The 24,156-nt window shown below is 33.1% G+C and carries 16 protein-coding genes and 2 pseudogenes; 6 read left to right on the plus strand and 12 right to left on the minus strand.

The genetic code is table 11. The annotated features are described in order from the left end of the window. The first annotated feature begins 3 nt into the window (after positions 1-3). Positions 4-1,368, plus strand: coding sequence for an ArnT family glycosyltransferase (locus BN990_RS03050; protein ID WP_021289763.1), 1,365 nt, complete (start codon positions 4-6; stop codon positions 1,366-1,368). 97 nt (positions 1,369-1,465) lie between these two features. On the opposite strand, the gene csaB is transcribed toward BN990_RS03050, so the two are convergent. The 9 genes from csaB to BN990_RS23090 all read right to left on the minus strand — a co-directional run bounded on the left by csaB (position 1,466) and on the right by BN990_RS23090 (position 14,334). Next, positions 1,466-2,569, minus strand: a complete 1,104-nt coding sequence (gene csaB, locus BN990_RS03055) for a polysaccharide pyruvyl transferase CsaB (RefSeq protein WP_021289762.1) — start codon at positions 2,567-2,569, stop codon at positions 1,466-1,468. After that, positions 2,569-4,431, minus strand: coding sequence for a DUF5693 family protein (locus tag BN990_RS03060; RefSeq protein ID WP_038242261.1), 1,863 nt, complete (start codon positions 4,429-4,431; stop codon positions 2,569-2,571). Before BN990_RS03060 ends, csaB begins: the two co-directional genes overlap by 1 nt. After that, positions 4,428-5,996, minus strand: coding sequence for a putative polysaccharide biosynthesis protein (locus BN990_RS03065; protein ID WP_021289760.1), 1,569 nt, complete (start codon positions 5,994-5,996; stop codon positions 4,428-4,430). The genes BN990_RS03060 and BN990_RS03065 overlap by 4 nt, the downstream gene beginning before the upstream one ends. Beyond that, positions 5,993-6,730 carry a WecB/TagA/CpsF family glycosyltransferase gene (locus tag BN990_RS03070; protein WP_306465010.1) on the minus strand — a complete coding sequence of 246 codons (738 nt, stop codon included), beginning with the start codon at positions 6,728-6,730 and terminating at the stop codon, positions 5,993-5,995. Before BN990_RS03070 ends, BN990_RS03065 begins: the two co-directional genes overlap by 4 nt. Before the next feature lie 48 nt (positions 6,731-6,778). After that, positions 6,779-8,866, minus strand: a complete 2,088-nt coding sequence (locus BN990_RS03075; RefSeq protein WP_051739002.1) for an SH3 domain-containing protein — start codon at positions 8,864-8,866, stop codon at positions 6,779-6,781. A gap of 244 nt (positions 8,867-9,110) precedes the next feature. Further along, positions 9,111-10,292: a CDP-glycerol glycerophosphotransferase family protein gene (locus BN990_RS03080; protein WP_038242266.1), complete on the minus strand. Its 1,182-nt coding sequence runs from the start codon at positions 10,290-10,292 to the stop codon at positions 9,111-9,113. Next, entirely contained in the window at positions 10,285-10,683 is a 399-nt protein-coding gene (tagD, locus tag BN990_RS03085) for a glycerol-3-phosphate cytidylyltransferase (protein WP_038242268.1), read from the minus strand. Before tagD ends, BN990_RS03080 begins: the two co-directional genes overlap by 8 nt. A gap of 147 nt (positions 10,684-10,830) precedes the next feature. Continuing rightward, positions 10,831-11,880 carry an acyltransferase family protein gene (locus tag BN990_RS03090; protein WP_038242270.1) on the minus strand — a complete coding sequence of 350 codons (1,050 nt, stop codon included), beginning with the start codon at positions 11,878-11,880 and terminating at the stop codon, positions 10,831-10,833. 174 nt (positions 11,881-12,054) lie between these two features. Beyond that, positions 12,055-14,334: an SH3 domain-containing protein gene (locus BN990_RS23090; RefSeq protein ID WP_051739003.1), complete on the minus strand. Its 2,280-nt coding sequence runs from the start codon at positions 14,332-14,334 to the stop codon at positions 12,055-12,057. A gap of 270 nt (positions 14,335-14,604) precedes the next feature. Between BN990_RS23090 and BN990_RS03100 the strand changes: the two genes are divergently transcribed. The 5 genes and pseudogenes from BN990_RS03100 (at position 14,605) to BN990_RS23565 (ending at position 20,749) form a co-directional block, all read left to right on the plus strand. Beyond that, the gene (locus BN990_RS03100; RefSeq protein WP_038242273.1) at positions 14,605-17,238 is read left to right on the plus strand and encodes a CDP-glycerol glycerophosphotransferase family protein; all 2,634 of its coding nucleotides are present in this window, start codon (positions 14,605-14,607) and stop codon (positions 17,236-17,238) included. A 38-nt stretch (positions 17,239-17,276) separates the two neighbouring features. Continuing rightward, positions 17,277-18,464: pseudogene (locus BN990_RS03105) on the plus strand (CDP-glycerol glycerophosphotransferase family protein); the annotation flags it as partial. Positions 18,465-18,577: 113 nt separating this feature from the next. Next, positions 18,578-19,405: an ABC transporter permease gene (locus BN990_RS03110; protein WP_038242275.1), complete on the plus strand. Its 828-nt coding sequence runs from the start codon at positions 18,578-18,580 to the stop codon at positions 19,403-19,405. Between the two features lie 15 nt (positions 19,406-19,420). After that, positions 19,421-20,179, plus strand: a pseudogene (gene tagH / locus BN990_RS23560) (teichoic acids export ABC transporter ATP-binding subunit TagH); the annotation flags it as partial. A 129-nt stretch (positions 20,180-20,308) separates the two neighbouring features. Next, complete coding sequence (locus BN990_RS23565; protein WP_370457706.1) at positions 20,309-20,749, plus strand: GW dipeptide domain-containing protein; 441 nt, start codon at positions 20,309-20,311, stop codon at positions 20,747-20,749. A gap of 91 nt (positions 20,750-20,840) precedes the next feature. On the opposite strand, the gene BN990_RS03120 is transcribed toward BN990_RS23565, so the two are convergent. From BN990_RS03120 to BN990_RS03130, 3 genes are read right to left on the minus strand one after another with little or no spacing between them, the layout of a single operon-like run. Then, the gene (locus tag BN990_RS03120) at positions 20,841-21,566 is read right to left on the minus strand and encodes a glycerophosphodiester phosphodiesterase (RefSeq protein ID WP_038242290.1); all 726 of its coding nucleotides are present in this window, start codon (positions 21,564-21,566) and stop codon (positions 20,841-20,843) included. Positions 21,567-21,610: 44 nt separating this feature from the next. Then, positions 21,611-23,026, minus strand: a complete 1,416-nt coding sequence (locus tag BN990_RS03125; protein WP_038242293.1) for a lipopolysaccharide biosynthesis protein — start codon at positions 23,024-23,026, stop codon at positions 21,611-21,613. Between the two features lie 13 nt (positions 23,027-23,039). Beyond that, entirely contained in the window at positions 23,040-24,134 is a 1,095-nt protein-coding gene (locus BN990_RS03130) for a polysaccharide pyruvyl transferase family protein (RefSeq protein ID WP_038242305.1), read from the minus strand. Between the last annotated feature and the right edge of the window lie 22 nt (positions 24,135-24,156).

Genomic DNA, 24,156 nt, shown 5'->3' on the forward strand with positions numbered 1-24,156 from the left:
TCTATGAATCGATCTACTTTTTTTCAACAGTTATATGAGAAGGCCCCATTATATATCCTTGGACTCATTTTGTTCCTTTCCTTTTTCATCTATATCTATTTTTTCATCGAGCATCCAGGGAGTAATTTTGTTCAACCAACTGATGAAGAGATTCAACAACAATTAGACGATGGCGTGATAAGTGAAAGGATAGCGGCGCTAAAAGAGCATACATGGAAGTATGGGAGTCGGGACGCTTATCTATATACGGAAATGGCAAATCAAATCATTGAAGATGGCATCTATGGTTACAACACAAATGGGGAAAGCAATGCATTTGTAACACCTGGTTATCCCATGATATTAGTGGTACTCTTTCTTATCGCGAATACCTTAGGTGTCGAACAAATGATCATCGTAACTGTGTTTAATATGGTATTAAGTTTAGCTACTATTTTACTCATCTATAACATTGCTTTGAAGACGTTTAAGAATCAATGGATGGGGGTTGCTGCAAGTGCTTTTTATGCCGTCTACTTTACACCTTACCATTATTTTCGGACAGCGTTAACTGAAATACCGGGTATCTTTTTCTTTTGTTTAGCGATCTATTTATTTTTAATAGCGTTAGAAAAAAACAAGAAAATCTTTCATATCTTATTTGCAGTTGTATTTTGTTATGGAGTTATGCTCCGACCAGTAATTGCGCCTTTGGTACTAATTGCATTTGTTATTTTGTTTCTAAAATATCGTCATCAAATAAAAACGTCAATCGTCATTAGTGCTCTTTGGGCAGTGGGTGCTGCCGTGGTTATTGCTCCATGGGTAATTCGAAATTTTATTGTGTTTCAAGAGTTTATTCTATTATCTACACATTCAGGCAACAGTTGGTTTGCAGGGAGTAACCCTTTTGATATGTACAGCTTTTCGGATTATTGGAAAGAACAAGAGGAACTGGGCATGGATAGTAAGGAATATGCACTCATGAAAATAAAAGAAGGGTTTGAAACAAATTTTGGACTCTGGTTAGCTTGGTTTACGGTAGGAAAAACATACGAATTATTTAAACTTCCAGATGCCATCTATTTCTACACGGCATATGGTTATGTGAACTTCGTCAAGATGATCCATCATCTAATTGTAAATCTAGCATTTATTACGGTGATTATTTCGTTTATTTCTCGAAAAAAAGAAGCAATCGCAATTGCTTCTATTCTTATCCTGTATATTGGATTATCCAATCTATTCCTAACTATTCCAAGATATGGCTTTTTTATTATACCAGTTATGTGTATATTAAATGGCTATGCTATCGTAACGTTAATTACGAACATCAGAAACCTCTTACAACGATCGAAACTAAAAAATGCGAACAAGGCTGCTTCCTAGCTTTGTTCGCATTTTTTAGTTTGAATACGAATTTTTCCCTTTCATTACCCAAGCAGATTGGTGTCAGCTAATCTACTTGGGTGTTTCCATTTAACATTTATACATTACTATATGGACGTTTTTCTCGCCCAAAGAAAGTATCTAGCGCAAGTTCTGGTGTGGCTCTTGCATCGCGTTGATACATGCGTACAATCTCTCTCAATTTCATTCTTCTTAGCTCTTCATTGTCGAGTGCATGGGTTGCTTGTTGATATAACTGTTTATCGTCCCAATTGTCTTCTTCTACATGTCCGACTACAGGTTGATTACAAAGCGCAGCAAAAGCATCAATTTTTGGGTCGTACGAAATTGCTACAAATGGCGTATAATTAATTGCTGAAAATATGAGTGAATGCAGACGCATGCCAATGAGTAAATTGGATTCACCGATAAGCGCAATTTTAGCTTCTAAGGAAGCGTTCGCTGGCGAAATATAACTATGCTCTGTCATTCGTTCAGCTGTCTCTTGCGATTTACGTTGATCCTTTTCCCCATGCATTGGTACGAACACCACAGCATATCCATCTTGAACGAGCTGATCTAAAGTAGATGCTATCTTTTGAGTGAATGGCTTATTCGTTGGCCAATCCCTCACACTCACAGTAATGAACTTTTGAGTTAATTTATCAGCCGTCTCCCATTGATGGTCATAGGAGCTAGAATCTAAACCTAAAACAGGATCGGGAACAATTGTAGACATATGTTTAATGCCAATTTGATTCAGTAAGTGCTGTGAAGCTTGATCGCGTACCGTGATTTGCTCCACATGATTTAACGCATATTTCACTAACCATTTACTTAAAACCCCATTAATTGGTCCCATCCCTTGCGCATAAATAAACACAGGTTTCTGCAGCCATTTGGCCAATTTGATGATGCCCGTATAATAGGGGATGGTCAACATCCCTGTTTTATCTTGTAAAAGACTGCCACCACCACTAATTAATCCATCTGAATCGCGTAATGCTTGAATGATCTCATTAATCTTTCGTCGGTTTACGGCATTTACTTGATAGGTTCTTTTCGTTTGTTCTGGGTTATTAGATAATATGGTAATTTTAATGGTAGGTTGAACCATTCGAAGCTGTTCTATAATGGAAAACAAAATAGCCTCATCGCCAACATTATCAAATCCATAATAACCGGAAACAACAATATGCATTATACCCACTCCCTTCGGATGCGTTTTGTAATAAAGGGTACACATTTTCGATAAATCCAGATAAGCAACAGTCCTAAGAGATAGCCAATAACAATGCTATAACCTGTTCTTAGTAAGGAAATATGCAATGGGATATGAAGGTGGGTAAAAGTATTCATGATTGATAGAAAGCCAATGATCCCTGGAATCACCAAGACTTTTCCCAGTAATTTATTCGTTTTGAACACATAGATTGCTAATAAATAAAATGGAAGACCAATGAGGAATTCTTTTGTTCTAGGGCGAACATATAGCCATTCCTCTAATGTGCTTCGTATCATCAGTTCCATGTCGCTTACAGTCGCACTATTACCTGTTCTCGTAATATAATAGATGCCTATTACGCCAATGATAAAGATGACTGCAAGATGCCAGTACTTCACTGGGACTTTTAATAGCATTACGATTTCTCTCCAGAATAGAAATACACCGACAAATAGAATAGGAATAAGATAAACTAATTTTACTCCTCTAAACACTTCAAATCCGGTGATAAAAGCATTACCGTTTAGTAGGCCAATGACAATGATTATACCGACAAAGGTTATCCCTAGTGCCTTTAAATAATGCAAAGTAATACCGCCTAGCTGCTTATCTCCTGTATTTATTGTAGATAGTACAGCATAAATTGGTGCTACTATCGCAAGAATTAGTGCAAAGCCCTGTATGAGGAATAGTCTTTCAGTAAGATAATATCCTATTACTAAAAGCGTCATGAATACGATAGCAGCAATCATCCATTTTCTATCCCTTACGATCGTTGCAGCTAAACCTGTAAACAGAATGCCGGCAAGGAAGAGGAGTACTTGGGTCCAGATTGGTGTGTTTATTTCGGTAAATGGCTTAGGAGAGCCTTGCTGGAAATTATTCTCTAAGTTGTGATGAACACCTTCAACAAATGCATTCGCATTCTCTAAGCTTTCAGTTGGATCACCTGCTTGAATATGGAAGAAAATAGATCGTATATTCCGTTCTTTGACAGCTCGTACAGCTTGATCAATATTTTCCGGTAGTGTTTTATTATTTAAGTCCATACTATGCAATCTGATCGTATTGTAGTCAGTATTACGAGCTATTGTTTGTAACCCTTTTTGTTGAGTGAACTCAATGGAATAAAAATGGTAGCCTACATCGGTTAATTGGTTTGTCCATTGTTCTACTTCTTCCATATTTGGATATCCAATGACATCCTGACCATAAAATAATAAATTAGTAGTATCTGTTTCCTTTAACTTGATGAGCTGATCGACACTTTTTTGATTCCATTTCTGGTTTGTATTTTCTACTCGGAACATATAGTTAAGTCCAAGCTGTTTTACTTGATCTAACGTCTCTTCATTGTAAGCAATGTTTCTAGATAGGATATCCATTTCTTTTTCAATAAAGTAAAAATCCTGACCACTAATTGTAACGGAAGAAGGCTGTAGGTTTTCGGAAATCAGTTTATTAAAATAAGCATCCCTTGGTTGAGTGATGTAATATCCTTTTGCTTCCGTATCCACCATTTCGTCTTGATTACTAAATCGTAACGCATCGTTTAACTCCTGTTCGTTATAGATAGTAATGATGTCTTGGTTCTCCATCCAATTTAATGATAGAGGACTTATGCTAACCGTATTTAAGCCAGACTTTTTTAAAGAAGAAAGAATGTCCTCTGTATTTAATTCTTCATGATCTGTTGCTAGCTGATCAATCTCTTGATAAGGAGCGGCGATTTCGTACGTATTATTTTCTGTCTCTGTCTGCCAACGCTCAATAATTCCGGGTATTGTAACTGCAAGTAAGACGATTAACGTCATCCAAATCCATTTCTGCTTGTTCATTTTTCTGCTCTTCCTTTCTGGGAGAAATAAGGAATATTCTTTACGATGTCTGTTTTATTCACCACATTAAATAGGTATAGTTGTAACACATAGATAGTAACTCCAATGAACATAGCTACGAGCAAATAGAGAAGAGCTTGAACCCGTGACCAATCTGTTATAGATACATACAAGGTTGGTACTCCAATAACAGCCCCCATGGATATGGAAGCAATCATTATTTTTGTTATTAGCTTACGTCTAATGGAAAATGGATAATGCTTAAAGATATACCATGTATTGATAATTAATAAAACAATATATACCAATAACGTAGAGAAAGCTGCACCACGTAATCCAAATAATTGAATGAAGTAAATATTGCATAGGGCTTTCATTAATATACCGCAAACAATTATGAAGGCTGCTTGTTTAGCTAAGTTCATACCTTGTAGAATACCGGTACTTAAAATGGTTAACGAAGTAAAAACAGAACTTAGTCCAAGGATAGCTAGAACTCCGCTTCCTTCTAAGTCAGTAAATAAAGCTAAATTAATTGGTAATGTAAGACCTAGTAACCCCATTGCTGCAGGCCATGAAAGTAAATGCGTCATGCGATATGTCTTTTCTATGACGGACCTTACTTGTTGTGTCTCTCCTTCTGCTAGCTTTGTTGTTATTAACGGAATGAGTGGGAGAACAATCGACGTCGAAAAAACAGTCGCAATTTGGACAATGGAAAGGCCACGGCCATAGATACCATAAAGATAATTAATCCCCGTTTCCGATTCACCTATACTACGTAAACCATAAGGAATGGTAAAAGAGTCGATAAAATTTATTAAAGCCATGGTAATTGTGCCAATAGCAATCGGTATCGATAGTTTTAATATCTGTTTGCTCCAAGAGGAGAATAGCTTTAACGTATATTTCCTAGTTAAGGTTTGCCTTAAAGGTGAACGAATATATTTCACTCTTAAATAGATAAGTGATGTAAATGCTCCTACAACCGAACCAATCATGACACCACCAGCTACCGTAGCATCAGAAAAGTCTTGTTGAACAAAGTAATAGGCAATAACTAAAATCAAACCAACGCGGATGAACTGTTCAATAACTTGTGAGATAGCAGTCGGTTTCATATCCTCAAAGCCTTGAAAGTAACCTCGATAAACAGCCATATACGGTGCAACTAATAAGGTGGCTGTAACTACAATTAAAGCAAGTCTTGTAGACTGTCCTCCTAAAGCAGAAGCTAAAGGAGTGGATAAGCTATATATTAGTAGAAAGCTAGAGATACCGAACAATAAAGCCAGAATACTTGCTGTTACGTAAATTTCTTTTACAAATGATAATTCACCCTTTGCTCGAGCATCGGCGATTAGCTTTGAAATAGCAATAGGAATACCTGCTACAGATAACGTAAGAGCCACCATATAAACCGGGTATACAAGACTAAAGATTCCTAAGACATGGTCACCAGCAATATTTTGAAGAGGTATTCGAAAAACACTTCCCAATACTTTAGATACTAAAGTGGCGACCGTTAATAGTAACGTACTTCTAACAAAAGCAGAACGGCTCATGAAACTTTTTCCTTTTTCTTTTGCTTAACAATGTGGAAAGCAAATTGTGGAAGTGCAAGCATTCTTCTCCATCTGGTTGGTTGTTTTATTAATCGGTAAAGCCATTCCAAATTCAACTTCTGAAAAATTACAGGTGCTCGCTGAACCTTCCCTGCAATAACGTCGAAAGACCCCCCAACTCCCATTAACAATCCATGATTGAATTTTGATAGATTGTTCGCGATCCAATTCTCTTGTCTTGGACATCCCAGCGCGACAAATGTTATATCAGGCTGTAACTGTACAATGTGATCTGTAATATCATTTGATTCCAGGTTAAAATAGCCATCTTTACAACCAACAATTTCAATATTTGGAAACTGGTTCTGGATGTTAGTTATCGCTCTTTGTAAGGTTTCTTCCTGTGCACCAAGTAAAAAAATACGATAGTGATTTTTTTCTGCTAGTTTTAATAAATCAATCATTGTATCATAGCCAGTAACTCGTTCAGGTAAAGGCTGTTTTAATATTTTAGCTGCCTTTACAATTCCTATTCCGTCCGCGACGATATACGTTGCTTGTTGCAATTGCTGCATAAAATGCAAATCCTCTTGTGCCTTCATCACTACTTCTGGATTTGCCGTTACAACAAATGTTTTCTCTTTTTGTTGAATTCGTTTGTTTAGTAAGTATACAAACGAATGATGATCTGTATTTAGAAAAGGAACATTCATTATTGTTATATGTTTCATCATTTACTCAGGCTCCTTTGAAGTTCACGCATCGGGTGTTAATATTACTACTTAATAATTATTCTGTTTATGCAGATAGCGCTGATGAACCCAGCCGTATCCGTCTTTATAATAAACCATAAGCCAATCTCCTTCTTGAACAACTTGATTGTTGGCTGTAACATTAGCGTTCACATAATCGCTTGCTTGAAGCTTACCAATAACTTCTCCTTGAAGATTTGGTTTATTACGGACAAGTAAATTGGATTCAATGTTTTCTACTTGGAAGAGGTTAGTTAGTAAAATATAATCCTTTGAAATCCATCCCTTATCTTGGCTATCCGATACATAATACCAATTATCATGTTTATCTATTATTTCAATTGATGTATCAATTGATAATAGTTTTATAATTGTTTCTTTGTTTCGTGTAGATGGTTCTGTTCTCATATGAACATGATTCTCGGTTGTAACTGCCCTTAAATGGTTATAGATCTTTGATGTACTTGGAGCTTTTTTGTCTTCAGCAGACGGCTTTAAAAATTGTTCTGATAACCTTATTCCTTTACGTAAGTAATTACTTGATACCCAACCAGTTACTCCACCAGCATTAACTTTATACCAGCCACCGTTCTCTCCAATTATGGTAACTATCGTATTATTCGATAATGTTTTAATAATATGAAAAGTGGTTGTTGGACCAGTTCGAAGGTTGAGGTTAGCTGTAGTCTTCATTTTTTCCCCTTGCCGTTTTGTGTCCACATGATACTGTTTATCGCCGCTAGGTTTAGATGTTGCTCCTGGTTGTTGGTTGAATGTTGGTACATCAAACTTTAATACATAATTGTTTAATAAATTATAAATCTCTTGAATTCGATTTGTTTGTAGAATCGCCCATTGTACATGAGTAGCATATTGGGGATATCCAGGGCTACTCGGATTCCATCTCATTTTATATAATGTATCTTGGCCGTCGTTTATATAATGATTTGCTATATCTCTAGCTCCGCCTATGATAGCTGCTTCTGGAGAAAACCACCCTTTATTAAAAGCATATTTTGCTCCGCCGTTTAGTGGGTCATTATCTACTGCTCCATATCCATACATATTATAAACGGTATAAGTTGCCTTGTTTTTGGCTACAATATTGCCGTTTTTATCCACAGGAATGCCAGTAGCAAGCCTTGATGTTCCATTACCAGTTTCATGGAGTGCGTGTGCCATTAAATATACTTCATTAATTCCATACTGTTTTCCTGCTTCGATAAATGAATTTGCTTGTCCTGATAAGGAACCCTTGTTTTGCAGGACTTTTCTATTAATCTCACTCGGATCTAGATTTGCATTTTCTGAAAGGTTAAGAAACTGTAAATAGTCACTTGATTCACTTGAGAAATTCCTAGGGTTTGCATAGTATTCTACAAGAGAACGACTAGCAAGGAAATTTCCTGCTCCATCCACTTTAGGGGTTTTGGTTACTTGAATATCAATCATTTCCTTAAAAGAATAATTGTAATGGGTGTAGTCTATTCTTATTTTTGGCTCGCCTATAACTTGCAACATACGATTTAAAATGGCAGACATTTCACCTCGAGTCGTACTATCTAGTGGTGCAAAATATAACCCTTGATTATTTTTTTTACCAGCAATGATATTTAAATAGACTAGTTTCTGAATCGCACCGTAAAACATGGGATTAATTTCTTTATTATCATTAAATAGAAGAGGTGCCTTATCAGCATCTATTCCTTTTAAATCTAAAGCGCGCTTCATCATTGCGGCTACTTCTTGACGAGATATGTGTTTATCTGGTCTAAATACATTATTAGGGTAACCACCAATAATTTGGTTATTGACAGCTGTGGTAATTGCTGCATAATACCAATCTTCCTTTTCAATATCAGTGAACTTATTTTGGGATGCATTGGTTGATAAATTTAAAGCGCGAACTAAAAAAACGGTAAACTCTGCTCGTGTAATGGCATGATCTGGTCGATAGGTTCCATCACTATAGCCGCGCATTATTCCTCTTTCAATAAGAGATACCATACTTTTTTCAAAATAGTGGCCGTGAATATCCGATTGAGCATAAATTGTTTGAGGTAAGATTAGTGTTAATAATATAATTGGAACAAAGAAGAATTTGTTTAATATTTTCATGTTTTATAAAGGTTCCCCCTTTAACTAATAAAAGCCACTATTTTATTGTTTCATTGCGACACATCAATAGTAGTACATTTGTATAGGAATTTCAGTATTATTTACAGATAATTAACATTATTTACTAAAACTTAACAGTGTGTGGTATGGAAAGTATGGTATGCTGTGAATAAGAAAAATATGAAGTACTTAAAGAGGAAGATTAGTTAAGGAATTAAAAAACATCCCATATGAAAATGGGATGTTAACCAATTGCTCTTTCTTTTTCCTTTTCTTCTGTATCGGTCAAATGTTTCGCTAAGTTTAAACTGGATGTACCATTTGAGTACTCATTCCATTGTTTTGCAAAGTCTTTGATTTGTTTATAATTAAACTTATTTTCCTTAATTGCTAGAATAATAGCTTCTGTCGACGCTACGACTGGGCCTGGCATCTTGTGTTCATAATCATCAATTAAGCCACTGGTAAAACTATATTCATCCACATCATAAGCAAAGAAAATCATTGGTTTTTCCAATAAAGCATACTCAAATGGAATGGATGAATAGTCGGTAATTAATAAGTCAGTGATAAGCAATAAGTGATTCGTATCATAGAATTCCGACACATCATATACAAAATCTTTATAAACTTCACTTATCTCATAAGTTACCGCAGGATGAGGTTTAATAAACAGCACATAATCATCAGACAGTTCACGGTACAGCTTATCAATCTCTAACTTTAATTGATAATTAGTTAACTGGTTATTTCGAAATGTTGGCGCATATAAAATAATTTGTTTATTCTTAATCATGGGGTGTTTAGTTAACATGTCATGATAAATACGATCCTTCATCGAACGATCGTATAAAACATCTGAGCGTGGTATACCAGTACGCAGAATGCGATTATCTGTAAGCCCAAAACTCTCTTTAAATGTCTCCGCCATCATTTCCGAACCGACCACCGTGTAATCAAAGCTCCGGTAGACATTGGCAAAGCGTTCATTTGCTTTTGTTGTTCTATATTTATTTGTAGGGTCCATTAGACCAAACTGCTTGATTGCCCCACCAGCATGCCATAATTGGATACAGGTTACTCCTTGTTTGAAATGGGTAGCCGCTAAAAATCCATAATACGTATCTACTAAAATAGTAGTAGCAGTTGCAAGATGGTAAACTGATTTTATAAATGAAAATGGAATTTTTAAAGAAAACGGAATAATGGTTGCATTTGTATCATCAAACGGATACCTACATGACCCATCTTTAAGAATAATAATCTCTTCGTCGGACAAGTTGGATAAAGCTTCAGTTGTATAGTAAATATTATCCCCAAACGTAGAAACACCAACTGTTTTTTGTTTTAGTGGGAATAATTTAAAGAAATTAAAGAGTATACGGAAAGCAAAGAGGTATACACTTATAAGGATTTCTTTAACCATTATTTGTCATGTTTAGGTCAGTCTTAATTTTTGTTGTGGAGATTCCAACAGTCCTCGGCAAATAAACGACTTCACAATGATCTTTTAAAAAGTCAAATTTACCTTCCCAGTCGTCCCCCATAACAAAGACATCGACATCGTATTTTTGAACATCTTCCATTTTTTGTTCCCACGTATGTTCAGGAATAACCAAATCGACATAACGAATCGCCTCGAGTATAGCTTTTCTCTGTTCAAACGTATAATAAGCTTTCTTTCCCTTTAAGGCATTAAACTCATCTGCTGATATTGCAACAATTAAATAATCTCCGTATTCTTTTGCGCGACGTAGTATATTTATATGACCTGTATGCAGTAAGTCAAATGTTCCATAAGTGATTACTTTTTTCATTATGAAAAACCTCCGCAATAAATGAATGCTTAATTTTATTGTACCATAAAATTAATACCACAATTATAATTAAGGTTATCAATATAATAACAATTTGACTTCATTTTAAAAATTGATAAAAGTAAACTATGATATTTTAGTTATAGTTCAAGCTATTTCTTCTTTACCTGAATTTATAACTTTTTTCTTGTTTTGATAAACTCTTTTAGTATTTCCAATTATATATTTTCCAAATGGAAGAAGAGAGATTACTTTTATAACTATCATGGATAATATTAGAGTAAATATGAACATTATTATAATCTGCAGGGTTGGAGAGACATCTTTTGTGAATTCTAATAAAAAAGGTGAAAAGAACCTTAGTATTTGCCAGTGAACTAAGTATATTCCCAAAGAAAAGTTACTAATCATGTTTATTAGTTTATAATTCGGAATAATTTGTCCCCAAGCTAATACTGCAAGACTTATAGATATAGACAAGGGAAATATATCAATTCTTCTAGAATCTACTTGATTGTAACCGGCCTCAAAGGATACTAAAATTAAATGAATTGAAAAAAAGGCAAGAATAAGAGTCATCCATTTGTAATTTCTAATAAAATTCGCTATTTTCACATAATGCTTTCCTATTAAAAAAGCTACTGAGAAATACCCAAGCCAAGCAGTGAAGGGTAGCTTTAAATATGTCTTATATTCCGCTATTAAGTCGAGGTCACTATTTAACAAACCTAAATGGGCAAGCATAATTGTAATACTTACTGGTAAGAGTTTTTCTACTGAAATTCTATATTTTAATATAATATAATGAAGTATATAGAATTGGAAAATTATTAGAATAAAGTAACCCTCATAACCACCTGCTAGATTTGAAATTATCTTATTAATTATATTAATATCATTAACTGATAGATAGTTTACTACTATTGCATCAATTATAGCAAAACTAATAAAAGGAAGAAATATTAATTTAAAGCGCTTCAAAAAAAACCTCTCTGGCAATTGACTTTGATACCTATTTGATAATATTATTTCTGATAAAACAATAAAAGTTGGTGTTGCGTATGTTAGTATTATTCTTATAATATAATAGTTTTCTATAGCAGTATACCCAATACTACGGCCAATAATTGTACTGCTGTGTAATAACACAATACTTAGACAAGCTATTGTTCTTAATAAATTCCACTCTTTAATCATATTGTAACCTCTATTCTATGAATTAAAAGCATTTAATTATATCATTTTTATTATAAGTTTACAACTTTATAAATGGAAATATTATGAGCTACTATATGAAAATATAAAAAATAAGGATAATCTTACAAGTCTAAATATAGACTTGTAAAGATTACCCCCTCTTAACACAAAAGATCAAGAATTATAAAAAGGAATATCTAAATATAAAAGATAGGATTCAATTTCTTGATACAAGTTATACATTGTATATATTTGTTTTGATGCCCAACGTATATCTGTAGCATATTGATATGCTGCCTCCTGGTATTTTTCCATAGAGTCGGGATTCCATCTCATCTTATATAGAGTGTTCTTCCCATCTTTAATATATGCGTCAGCTATGAATTTAGCACCACCTATAATAGCTTTGTTTGGTGTGGTCCATCCTTCTTTATATGCTCTTTCAGCGCCACATTCTATGGCACAGCCGTCATTTGCTCCTATTCCATACATATTATATACAGTTACACCGTTATGTTTAACACCATTAGCCAACCTAGAATTTCCATTTCCGGTTTCTAAAAGTGAGTGTGAAATTAAATATAGGTCATTTATCCCGTTATCTAATCCAGCTTCTAAAAAATATTTACCTTTTCCTTCAAGCTGGCCTTTGCCTCGTAAAAAATTATTTAGGACTTGAACTGTAGCACCACTAGGCTTAGAAAGATCTAAAAACTGGAATTGTTGAATAGGGTCATTTATAAAATTAGTTGGATCTAAATAATATAATACATCATCTGGACTTGCGTAGACCCACTTATTACTTACAAATTCAATTATATACCATCCATCTACTTCTTCTAAAATAGTAACTGAAGTTCCTTTTGTAAGTTGCCCAATTGAATTATAAGTAACTCCCGGGCCTCTTCTAACATTTAGAGCATTTGCAGTAACTTTGTGATGCTCATCTATAAAAGTTTTAGAAACGTAAGCATATGGTTGGTCAGTTTGTGGTCCAACCTTCATCTGCATTTCTAATGCATCTTCTAAAGATAAGTTATATTTAGTTGTACGTACTACATTATCAAAGGCAACATCATCCCTATGAATATAGCCAGTATATCGTTTTCCATTTTTATAAACATTTGTTTCATACCAGTTATTTGAAAAAGTATTAAATTTTAAGTCGCTTCCATAGCTATATCTTTTCAGTACCTCGGAATTTTTCGAAGCTCTAGAATAAACAGCGGTAGGGTTATTAGCTGAATATCCGCTTAATAATTTTTGGTTTGGATTTATAACCTCTACTTCGCTTGTTGATATATATCCTGTTTTTGCTTCATTATTTATATATACTGTGGCTTGGTACCAATCTTTAGAAAACGTTCTTACTTCTAAGATACTTCCTTTTGGATAAGTTTTAAGTATCTTAGAACCCTGAGTATTAATATATACATTAGTAGTATCTAGCAATCCAAGAGTTCTTATACTAATTTGATTGTTTGGATCTATGTTTATAACATCAAGTTTGTTAATATACCCAGTAACTGGTTTTCCATTGACATATACAGTTGCTTGGTACCAATTCGGGATTAGAGAGTTATACCTTAAATAGCTACCTTTTCTATAGGTCTTTATTACTGACGAATTGATTGAAGCCTTTGAATAGACATTAGTGCTACCATCAAGTGCAAACCCTTCAAATTCCTGTGAAGTATTACTATTCTCAACATCAGATACATGAATATACCCAGTAGTAGGTTTTCCGTTGATATAAACGGTTGCTTGATACCAATTAGAAGTAAATGATTTGTACTGAAGAACCGTTCCTTGCTCATACGATTTAAGCTTGTCAGATTTAGATGATTGCGTTTCATACACATTAGTTGGTTTTTTTAGTGCAATTCCACGTAAGTTAGATTTCTGAACAGAATAGTTGGTGATCTTATGATTTTCTTCTTTTCTCCTGTTATTTTCAATACTCTTCTCTGCTTTACTCCTTTCTCCATCAAGTTCTCCTACTTTTTCCTTCTTTTCTCCATTTTCTATTTCACGTCCATTTTTCTTTTTGTTTTTTTCCGAATCTTCATTAATTCCTGGTGCAATAATGTCTTTTTCTATTTTTTCTGGATCTTTCACATTATTTATGTTGGGGGTGACACTATTATTTTTTTTAATATATTCATTTCTTACAAACCCCTGTAAAACTTCATCTGTTTGAGTATTAATATATTGTACATAAGAAAAGTCCTCGAAACTGTCTAGTAGTGTTATTTCAGCATTACTTTTAATATGTATCAATATATTACTAGCGTCGCTCTGTTTTTCAAATAAAGCGACATCGCCTTTATTAGATGAAACTAAGTATGAGCTTGGATCAAGTTCATTAGCATTAGTTGTATTTGGGACTTTCATTAAAAAAAAAGCAAAAGCAAAAATTAATATAAATTTAAAAACTGTTTTATTATTATTCAATTTACCTCTCCTATAATTTTTATGGATTCATATGAGACTATAGATATATATTATTAATAAACTTCTCACTCCTTTCTACGCCCAACAAAACTATTATACTAAAAAAGCTAAGGAAATTTAAGGTATTTTTCCCATATTTGAAATTCAATAGGTTAAGAGATATAATTATTTCGTCGTTTTTTAGTTGTCACGTTCATGAAGGATGTTTATAGTATAATTTGATATAAAAAAGGCAATATAAGTATAAACCTAGAATTAGGAGAGTATTAAATGAAACTGAGAAAGTACAAATTAATAAAAAATCTAAGAAATAAGCTCGTAAAAAAAGTTACCGTACATGGGTTCGAACTTGAAAATAATTACTTACGGTTTAATTTGCAATTAAAAAATTTTTTAATGAAAAAAAATGTCAAGTCTCTGTTAGTTGATAAAAAAATATCAAGAGAAATCCCTTGTGATTTACAAGGGAATAATTTAGAAATTAAAATACCTTTTGATTATTTTACAGAAATGGAAGATGGCAAAAGCTCCATTAAATTGTTTATTAATAAGAAATTAATGTTGATTAAACCATCTGAAGAATTTGTAGAAGATAGTAAATTTGCAATTATTGATGGAAAATACTACGCAATTAGTGTAAATAAAAATATATCAATTAGAAACTACTTTAATAAATATAAATTCAATAGTAAAAAGCTTTATCTGCAAAATATGAGAACAGGTTTTGACTTATTAGAGGGTAATATTTTACTTCCGGTTGAAGAAATTAATAAATTTGAAATATATGCTCTAAACTACAATAAAATTAGAACCGTAGATACTCAATATGCTGAACAAACTAATAAAATTACTCTTTCTAACTTTTCTATGCTTTCAATTGGTAAATGGCAAATTTTTGTAAGCATCGATAATCAATTTTACCCTATATGTATAGAGCATAATTATGTTAATTCATTTTTTAATACTTATAACCATAAAGTGAATGTTAAAAAATCAAATGCGTACTTATATTTGAGTTTCAAGTCTCATCGTTTAAATACATCAATTAGATATATCAAAGACAAACGAGAATGTATAGAATTATTATTAGATATAGAAGAGTTGGATACTAAATTAGAATATTCACTAGTAATAAATGATGTAGAAACAGGTTTAGAAACAGAATGTGATTTAGTATATCTAAATGGATGGGAAGCGAAAGTACCAAAGAATCAAATCTTAAATAGTTTTTCAAAAAAGCGTTTTTTTATATTATGCAAAAATTCCCAACCTATAAAATATCAGTTTAATTTACTTGACTCTCTAAAGGATAAAGGTAAATTTAAAATTACTTATAGTTCACAGGTTATTAAATTAACTTTTTATAAGCGTACGGACAATTCTTTAGGCTTAAAAATTAAGCAACCTAAAATTAAGCGTTTAATTACTAATGTAAATGATTTTAAAGTAAAAGGTTTTGTGACATCATTAAATCAATTTATAAATTGCCAGGCTTATTTATTTATTGAAGATAGAAATTCTTTGGAATCAATTGCTGTACCAATACAAGATAATTTTATAATTGACCTTAAACAATTTAATCTGATTTCTATAAAAGCTAAAGATAAAACAGTCATGGATTTCTTTATTGTAGTTAAAGATAAGAATAAGAAAATTATTAGGAAAGAAAAGATTAAATATAAATATTCAGATTATAAAAAGGATAATTATTATGATTACTTAGCAATAAGCGATGTAGATTTAAATCAGCATCATTTTTTGATTACAACTACTCCGTTCGATAACTTGAAAGTAGAATCTTTTAGCATACCAAAAACAATTAGTTTACCTACTAAAATTCAGAAGGATTCAAATACTTGGTTAATAGGAGAAAGGTATAATACTGCACAAGACAATGGAATTGTATTATATAAATGGTTGCGAAAAAATACCAATATAGATGCGTACTATGTAATAGAAAAAAATTCAGTTGATTATGAAAAGCTAAAAGGTGATCCAAATATATTAGACTTTGGGTCAAAAGAGCACTATAATATTTCATTTAAAGCCAAAGTTCTTATGGGTACTCATGATCTAGAGAATGTTCTACCATTCAAACCAGCAAAAGGATTTTTTAATTATGAGGATACATTTAAGGTTTTCTTACAACATGGAGTTTTAGGGAGAAAAAATGTAGAATATCATAAACAGTATTATGAGGTGCCTTTTGACTTATTTGTAGTGAGTAGCGATCCTGAAAAATATAATATTGCGGTTGATCAATTGGGATATGATGAAAATGAAGTAATTGTTAGTGGTTTAGCGCGTTTTGATAATTTAGTTATGAAATTTAAACCAAGGGATATTTTGCTAATGCCAACATGGAGAGACTGGATTAACACTGACGAACAATTCCTGAATAGTGGTTATTACAACTCATATATGAGTTTAATAAATAACGAAAAACTAATTGATCTATTAAATAAATATAATATAAATTTAAACTTTTATCCGCATTATAGAGCACAGAATTATTTTAATAAAGATATAAAAAATTTAAATGATCGAATTAGATTTATATCTTTAGGTTCAGTTAGTGTCCAAGATTTATTAATCAAACATGCCCTACTAATTACAGATTTTAGCAGTGTAAGTTTCGATTTCACTCTCATGAATAAACCTGTTATTTATTATCATTTCGATGAAAAGAGGTTCTTCAGAAAAGGAATACTCCGACCGATAGAAGAAACATTTATTGGAGGTATTGCAAACAATGAAGAAGAACTAGTTGAGCTAATTGAAGATAGAATCAAACATGGTTTTGCCAACTATGACGTTGATATATCGGAAATTATTAAATATCAGGATCATTCAAACTGTAAAAGGATTTATAAATCAATCGTTTCAAAGGTGAAAAATGATTGATTTGTTAGTACGAAGGAGTACTGATTATGTATAATTTTAAATTAATATTTAGGAAAATCAAACGTAGTAATTTATTAATTAAATTGTATAAATTTATTTTTATTATAATTAGTTTTTTGCCAAGAAAAAAATATACAATAATGTTTGAAAGTTTTCATGGTAAACAGTTTAGTGATAATCCTAGGGCAATTTATGAATATCTAAAGGAAAAATATCCTAATTATAAGTTGTATTGGAGTGTTGATAAGAAATATGAAGAAATTTTTTCCTCATTAAATGTTCCATATATAAAAAGATTTTCATTGAAATGGTTATTGATATTTGGAAGAGCGAAATATTGGATAGTAAATTCTAGGTTGCCATTATGGATTCATAAACCTCAAAAAACAATTTATATTCAAACATGGCATGGTACTCCGTTAAAACGATTAGCTGCTGATATGGATGAAGTTCATATGCCGGGTACAAATACTACCAAATATAAAGAAAATTTTATTAAGGAAGCAAGTAAATGGGATTTTCTTATTTCTCCAAACGCATATTCAACGGAGATATTTAAGCGAGCTTTTCAGTTTAACCGTAATGTCATTGAATCGGGATACCCGAGGAATGATTTTTTAATTAATGCAAATAACCAAAAGAGCGTAAATGATATAAAAAAAGTTACAAACTTACCTTTGGATAAGAAGATTATCCTGTATGCTCCAACATGGCGGGATAATCAGTTCTATGCAAAGGGTAAATATAAATTTGATTTGCAAATGGATTTAGATCTACTGAAGGAAGAGTTAGGTGATGAATATATTATTGTCTTAAGGCTTCACTATTTAGTTGCTGAGAATTTAGACCTTACTGGATACGAAGGCTTTGTCTATGATTTTTCTCATCATGAAGATATTAGAGAACTTTATTTAATTGCTGATTTATTAATTACAGATTATTCTTCTGTGTTTTTTGACTATGCTAATTTGAAGAGGCCAATGCTTTTTTATGTGTACGATATAGAAGATTATCGGGATAATTTAAGAGGTTTTTACTTTGATTTCGAACAAAAAGCACCGGGACCTTTAGTGAAAACTACAGAAGAAATTATCAACGAAGTATTAGCAATAAAGGAAAATGGTTTTATCCCTTCAACAATCACTGAGGAATTTTATAACAGTTTCTGTTATCTAGAGGATGGCCAAGCAAGTAAAAGAGTGGTAGAAAATGTCTTTCAACAATAGCATTTCAATCAGGCAAAGTAGCCCTGATTTTCATTGTGTTTTATAATTTTTACTTGTATAATTTAATAACGAAAAAAAGAAGATAGTATATGGATACTTGAAAGGATATACGTATGAAATCTGCAATTAAAGTTATTAAAGAGCAAATTGATCATTTTTATTTGCTTAGAAGACTATCTGTTTATGAATTAAAAAGTAAGAATAAAAATAATTATTTAGGCATCTTATGGGAAATATTAAACCCAGCTATACAAATCGTTATTTACTGGTTTGTATTTACAACACTTAGAAGTAGAGAACCTGTGGTATTAGCTGATGGACAAGAAGTTGATTTCTTCCCTTGGCTAGTAGCAGCTTTCTTTCTTTGGATATTCTTTTATCAAGGAACGATTCAGGGTTCGAAATCCATCTATGCACGTTTGAAGATGCTGTCCAAAATGAATTTCCCAATGAGTATTATTCCTGGGTATGTAATTTTTTCCCAGTTCTATGTCCACCTTGTGATGTTGGGGATATCCATTATTCTACTGAATTTTATTGGACATTTCGCTTCCATTTATTATCTGCAATTAATTTACTATATTTTTGCAGCGGGTGCCTTAATCTTTGCTTTATCTTTAATAACGTCAACATTATCGACGATAGTTAGGGATGTTCATATGTTACTTAATTCCATACTTCGAATGTTCCTTTATGTATCAGGTGTCTTGTGGCCACTTAGTATAGTTGGGAATGAGTTTCCTGAGATATTAACGATTTTAAAATTAAACCCACTCTATTATTTGATTGAAGGGTACCGAGCTGCTTTATTTGGTACGGAATGGCATTTCATTGCACAATGGGAGTATACTTTGGTGTTCTGGGGAATTGTTATTGTACTATTCCTGTTTGGATCCATGCTTCATGTGAAATTCCGTAGACATTTTATTGATTACTTATAAAGGCTTGTGATGACAATGGAAAAAGCGATTATTGCAAAAAATGTATCAAAGAAATATAAACTATATAATGGTACAAAAGAACGATTATTGGATTTAATCACCCCGAAAAGCTATGGAGAAAACTTTTACGCACTGACGGATGTTAATTTTGAAGCTGAAAAAGGAGACATTATTGGCTTTGTCGGTGTAAACGGATCTGGTAAGTCAACATTATCCAATATTTTAGCGGGTATCGTTCCAGAAACTGATGGTAACGTCGATATTTCAGGAGAAGTTGCGTTAATAGCTGTTTCTGCTGGTTTGAAAAATGATCTTACGGGCAGGGATAATATTGAACTAAAGTTATTAATGCTTGGGTTCAGTAAAAATGATATTAAAAAGCTTGAACCAGAAATTATTGAATTTGCAGAATTAGAAAATTTTATTGATCAGCCTGTGAAATCCTATTCAAGCGGAATGAAATCAAGACTAGGTTTTGCAATTTCTGTTACCGTTGATCCTGATATTCTAATTATTGATGAAGCCTTATCCGTTGGTGATAAAGCTTTCGCAGAGAAAAGTTTAAATAAAATGAAAGAATTTAAAAAACAAGGAAAAACCATGATTTTTGTAAGTCATTCTATTGGTCAGATGAAGCAGTTTTGTGAAAAAATACTTTGGCTAGAATATGGAAAAGTGAAAGATTTTGGTCCAGTAAAAGAAGTAATACCAAAGTATGAAGCGTTCCTAAATAAATGGAAAAAAATGTCCAAAAAGGAAAAAGAAGAATATAAACTTTATCGAATAGACCCCTTAGCGGAAGATACTAACGATTCTGATGAAAATCAAGCAATTATTGACGAACATCATCCTTTTGAGAATAGAGGAAAATTTATTATCCAACCTATATCAAAGATAGGGCATATAAATGCTAATCGTTCATTTATTTATTCTCATCTGTCTACGAATAAACAAGATAGAGTTCCCTCTGAGGACTATAAGAATTGCGTATACTATATAAAAAGAGAAGCGAAATTTAGCAATAGCGTTTTTTATTTACTAAGTAACGAGCCGAGTGGTGAAAAAGGAATAGTAGGTTGGATGAAAGCAAATGATGTCAATAGTAAAGATGAAGTATTAATAGATTCTGATAAAAAGCGGTACTCTATAATGGGGGCTGGCCAGGCTTTTGAACGCCCATGGGGTGGTAAAAGGAACTTAGTCTATGATGATCTTGGATCGTTTAGAGGAAAAGAATTTGTTGTAAATCGAACGATTAAAATAGGGAAAAACCTTTGGTATAATGGTATCCTAGAAGGGAATAGCGTGTGGATACATCAGCGTTTTTTAGAAGATATAAAATAAGGGATAATCTATGAGAGCGTTGTTCTCTTTGATTTGCCCGCTATAAAACCCAAGCAGCTAACTTTATCCAAAGTCAGCTGCTTGGGTTTTGTTATGCTTTCGTTTGTGAGAATATTTCCGGGTTATTAGAAAACACACCATCTACACCATAAGAGACTAATTCATGATACCTTTCTTTTTTGTTCACAGTAAATGGATATACCTGATAACCATTGGCATGGCATTGTTCGATAAAGTGCTGATCCGTATAGACATGATTTGGGTGAATACTTGTAATGTTTAATCCACTTTGCTTCGCATATTCCCAAGGGTTGAGGATTCGATAGTAAAACAACATTCCTAAAGGTACACTTGGAACGACTGTTTGTATGTTTTTTAAAGCGACATGATCAAACGAGGAGATCACTATATTATTAAAACGATTATGTTCCGATAAGCAATGGATGAGTCGTTCTTCAATCTTGTTGTAAATAACAGGAATGTTCTTGATTTCAATATTTAAGAAGATATCATTTGGGCAATCCTCTAATACTTCATCAAGAGTTGGTATGGTAACCGCGCTGAAATTGTCCCCGAACGGAGCACTAACATCTATTTGCTTTAATTCTTCTAACGTGACATCAATGATTCGCTGATTGGCTGATGGGTTGAACCGTGATAATTTATGGTCATGGCAAACAACAAGATAGTTATCCTTCGTAAGTTGAACATCTAGTTCAATCGCCTTTGCGCCATGTACTAATGCCTGTTGAAAAGCAGGTAATGTATTTTCAGGTGCCTCTGTTAACGAACCTCTATGTGCAAAATTTAATGTCATTTGTCCATCTCCCTAACTTTTTCGTAGTGAAAGTATAACATAGATCATGTGTCTCTCGAATCTTTAAACCGATGAACAAGCAGCTTTGTTACTCCGATGATAATAGGCTTATTATAAGCCAAAAACAGGATGATGGACAATCCAGTAAGCAAGCCTAACTCTCCTGTTCCTACAAAGTAAGGTGCTAGGATTGCGACGAACAACAGTGGGAATAGAATCAGCATATCTTTTCGATTTAAGCGAATTGTAAAATACGGCCGACAAGTATGTACACGAATAATCCAGGTGATAAAAAATGCAATTACCGTGGACCAAGCAGCTGCGTATAAACCGATAAAATGAATAAATAAAATATGGATGAGAATATTTACGATTGCACCGATGATGGAAGTAATAAATATAACGTTGGTCTTTTTGGCACCATGAAAGCCAGCACTCCAAAACAACGAGAAAGCGCTAAACATCGTTCCTACTAATAACAAGCCTGTGTATTGCCATGATTCAATGAACTTTTCTGAGATAAAGATCGAAAAGATTGGCTTGGTGAGAAGGGTTATACAAATAACCGATGTAGCAAGTAAGCGGAAGAAATGCTGAAATACATTCGTATAATAATTATCTTTATCGGATTCATTAAAATAAACAATGGCACTGTCCTTCCAAGCTAAGTTAAATACCGTACTGATCATAATAAGAATTGCAGGGATTTGGTTTGCGACCGCATATAGACCATTGAAATCAATGCCTAAGAAACGTACAATAATAAACCGATCAGAGGCATTCATCACCCACCAACTTATTGCTCCAGGAATAATTGGAATAGCGTAGGCTAAAAAGGATTTAATTAACGATTTCGAGTAGGTTTGAAGAGATAAAAACCGATGAAAACGCATCAATATCCAGGCGAGAAGGATTGCTGCCATATTAGCAAGAATATAAGCATAGAAGAACGCTTCGATACGCATATGAAATCCAAATAAGAATAGGAGAATAAGCAGGATATGTATCGTTGTTTGTAACAATCCAAGTAAAGCAAATAAGATATTGAAACCTAGTCCTCTAGCACATTGCTGCATATAGCTATTGATAATAACAACATTAATTAATAGTAAGGTTAGCATTCCATAGGGAATGGAAATAAATGCAAGGCATATGAAAGCTAGGATTGTGAAGCAAAGCAGGTTTCGTACTAAAGCAATGGTACCACTCGTAATAATCTTTATTTGTTGTTGTTTATCTCTTTCAACAATTAACCAACGATAGACAGCTGAAACCAATTCAAAGCTAATAAATGGAGCTAGCAAACTGGAAGTAGTAAGGACTATGTCCCATGTTCCGTATTCTTCCGTGGTGAAATAATGTGTATAAACTGGCAGCATGAAAAAAACAAGTACTTTCGAACCAAACGTAGCAATACCATATAACATTGTATCTTTTGCTAGTTTTTCTCCTTTGGCCATGATAACCAGTCCTTTACGTCTTGGTTTTTAAATACGAATCTAGTTGGAAAAATTGTTTACCTGCCTTAGAAATTTGATTCGAGATATCAACTGTATTCGTGTTTATACTCTCATAAACATTCTCCGCTTTTAAATTCTTTAAGCCATCGAAGGTAGTATAGCTCCCTTGAAAATTTATGTCGTTTAAAATATTCGTCATTTTACTGCTATAAACGATTGGAAATACAGGTTTTTGAAATAACCAGCCTAATATCATGGAGTGAAACCTTGTAGCCACAATAAAAGCCGATGATGAAAGGAGCGTTAAAGCTTCTTCCAATTTATATTGATAATAGAAGGTGCGAATCTGATTTTTCTCATCATCTGATAACAAATGGATAATGCTGTTGATTGCTTCATGGTCTCGTTCATAACCACAGAAGGACATCAACGTTACAGTATATCCTTGAATCATAAAATAACGCGCAATTTCACTTACCTTGTTATAGTAAATAGCATCGTATCCACGCAATGATGACCTAATCGATGGCTTTATTACGGAAATAATAACCGACATCATTGACGCTGTTTTTGTATCCGTTGTTTCTAACTGAAAAGCCATATCTGTAGCAACTCTAACATTAGGTAGATCATTAAATAATGTATACGAATACTGATCGCGAAAGCAGATATCGGTGAATTGTTGAAATAATTGATGATACTCCATTAGGAAAGCCTGATCTGAATGCGGACCAAAGTTCGCCCCTAATAAAAAGAAAGGCTTCTCCTTTATATACATTGCTTTTACTTGTTTCATTTGCCTTTTCCAGTCAGCATGTTGAATAAACAATGAACCACCTGCATAAACGACTGCATCACATTCCCTTGATAGGAAAGCAGAGAGTAGTTGTTGCTGATTCATCTTTGTTGCTAGCCAATTTCCCCCACGAAAAAAAAGCGAATCACGTGGGATAATGTTCAAATTCTTTAATTTTAAAAATGTCTTGTCATAGTCACGAGGGGCAAGTAAATGGAAGGTTGTATTTGGGTAGCGATCACAAAGGATTTTGATGAATAAATCATCTCCTAAATTATGTTGGGTGTAAGCATAAAGCATGATATTGTTCATAAACAACCTCCTCAGTAACTGG

It is taken from the genome of Virgibacillus salexigens (genome assembly GCF_000723585.1).
Classification (GTDB): domain Bacteria; phylum Bacillota; class Bacilli; order Bacillales; family Amphibacillaceae; genus Virgibacillus; species Virgibacillus salexigens.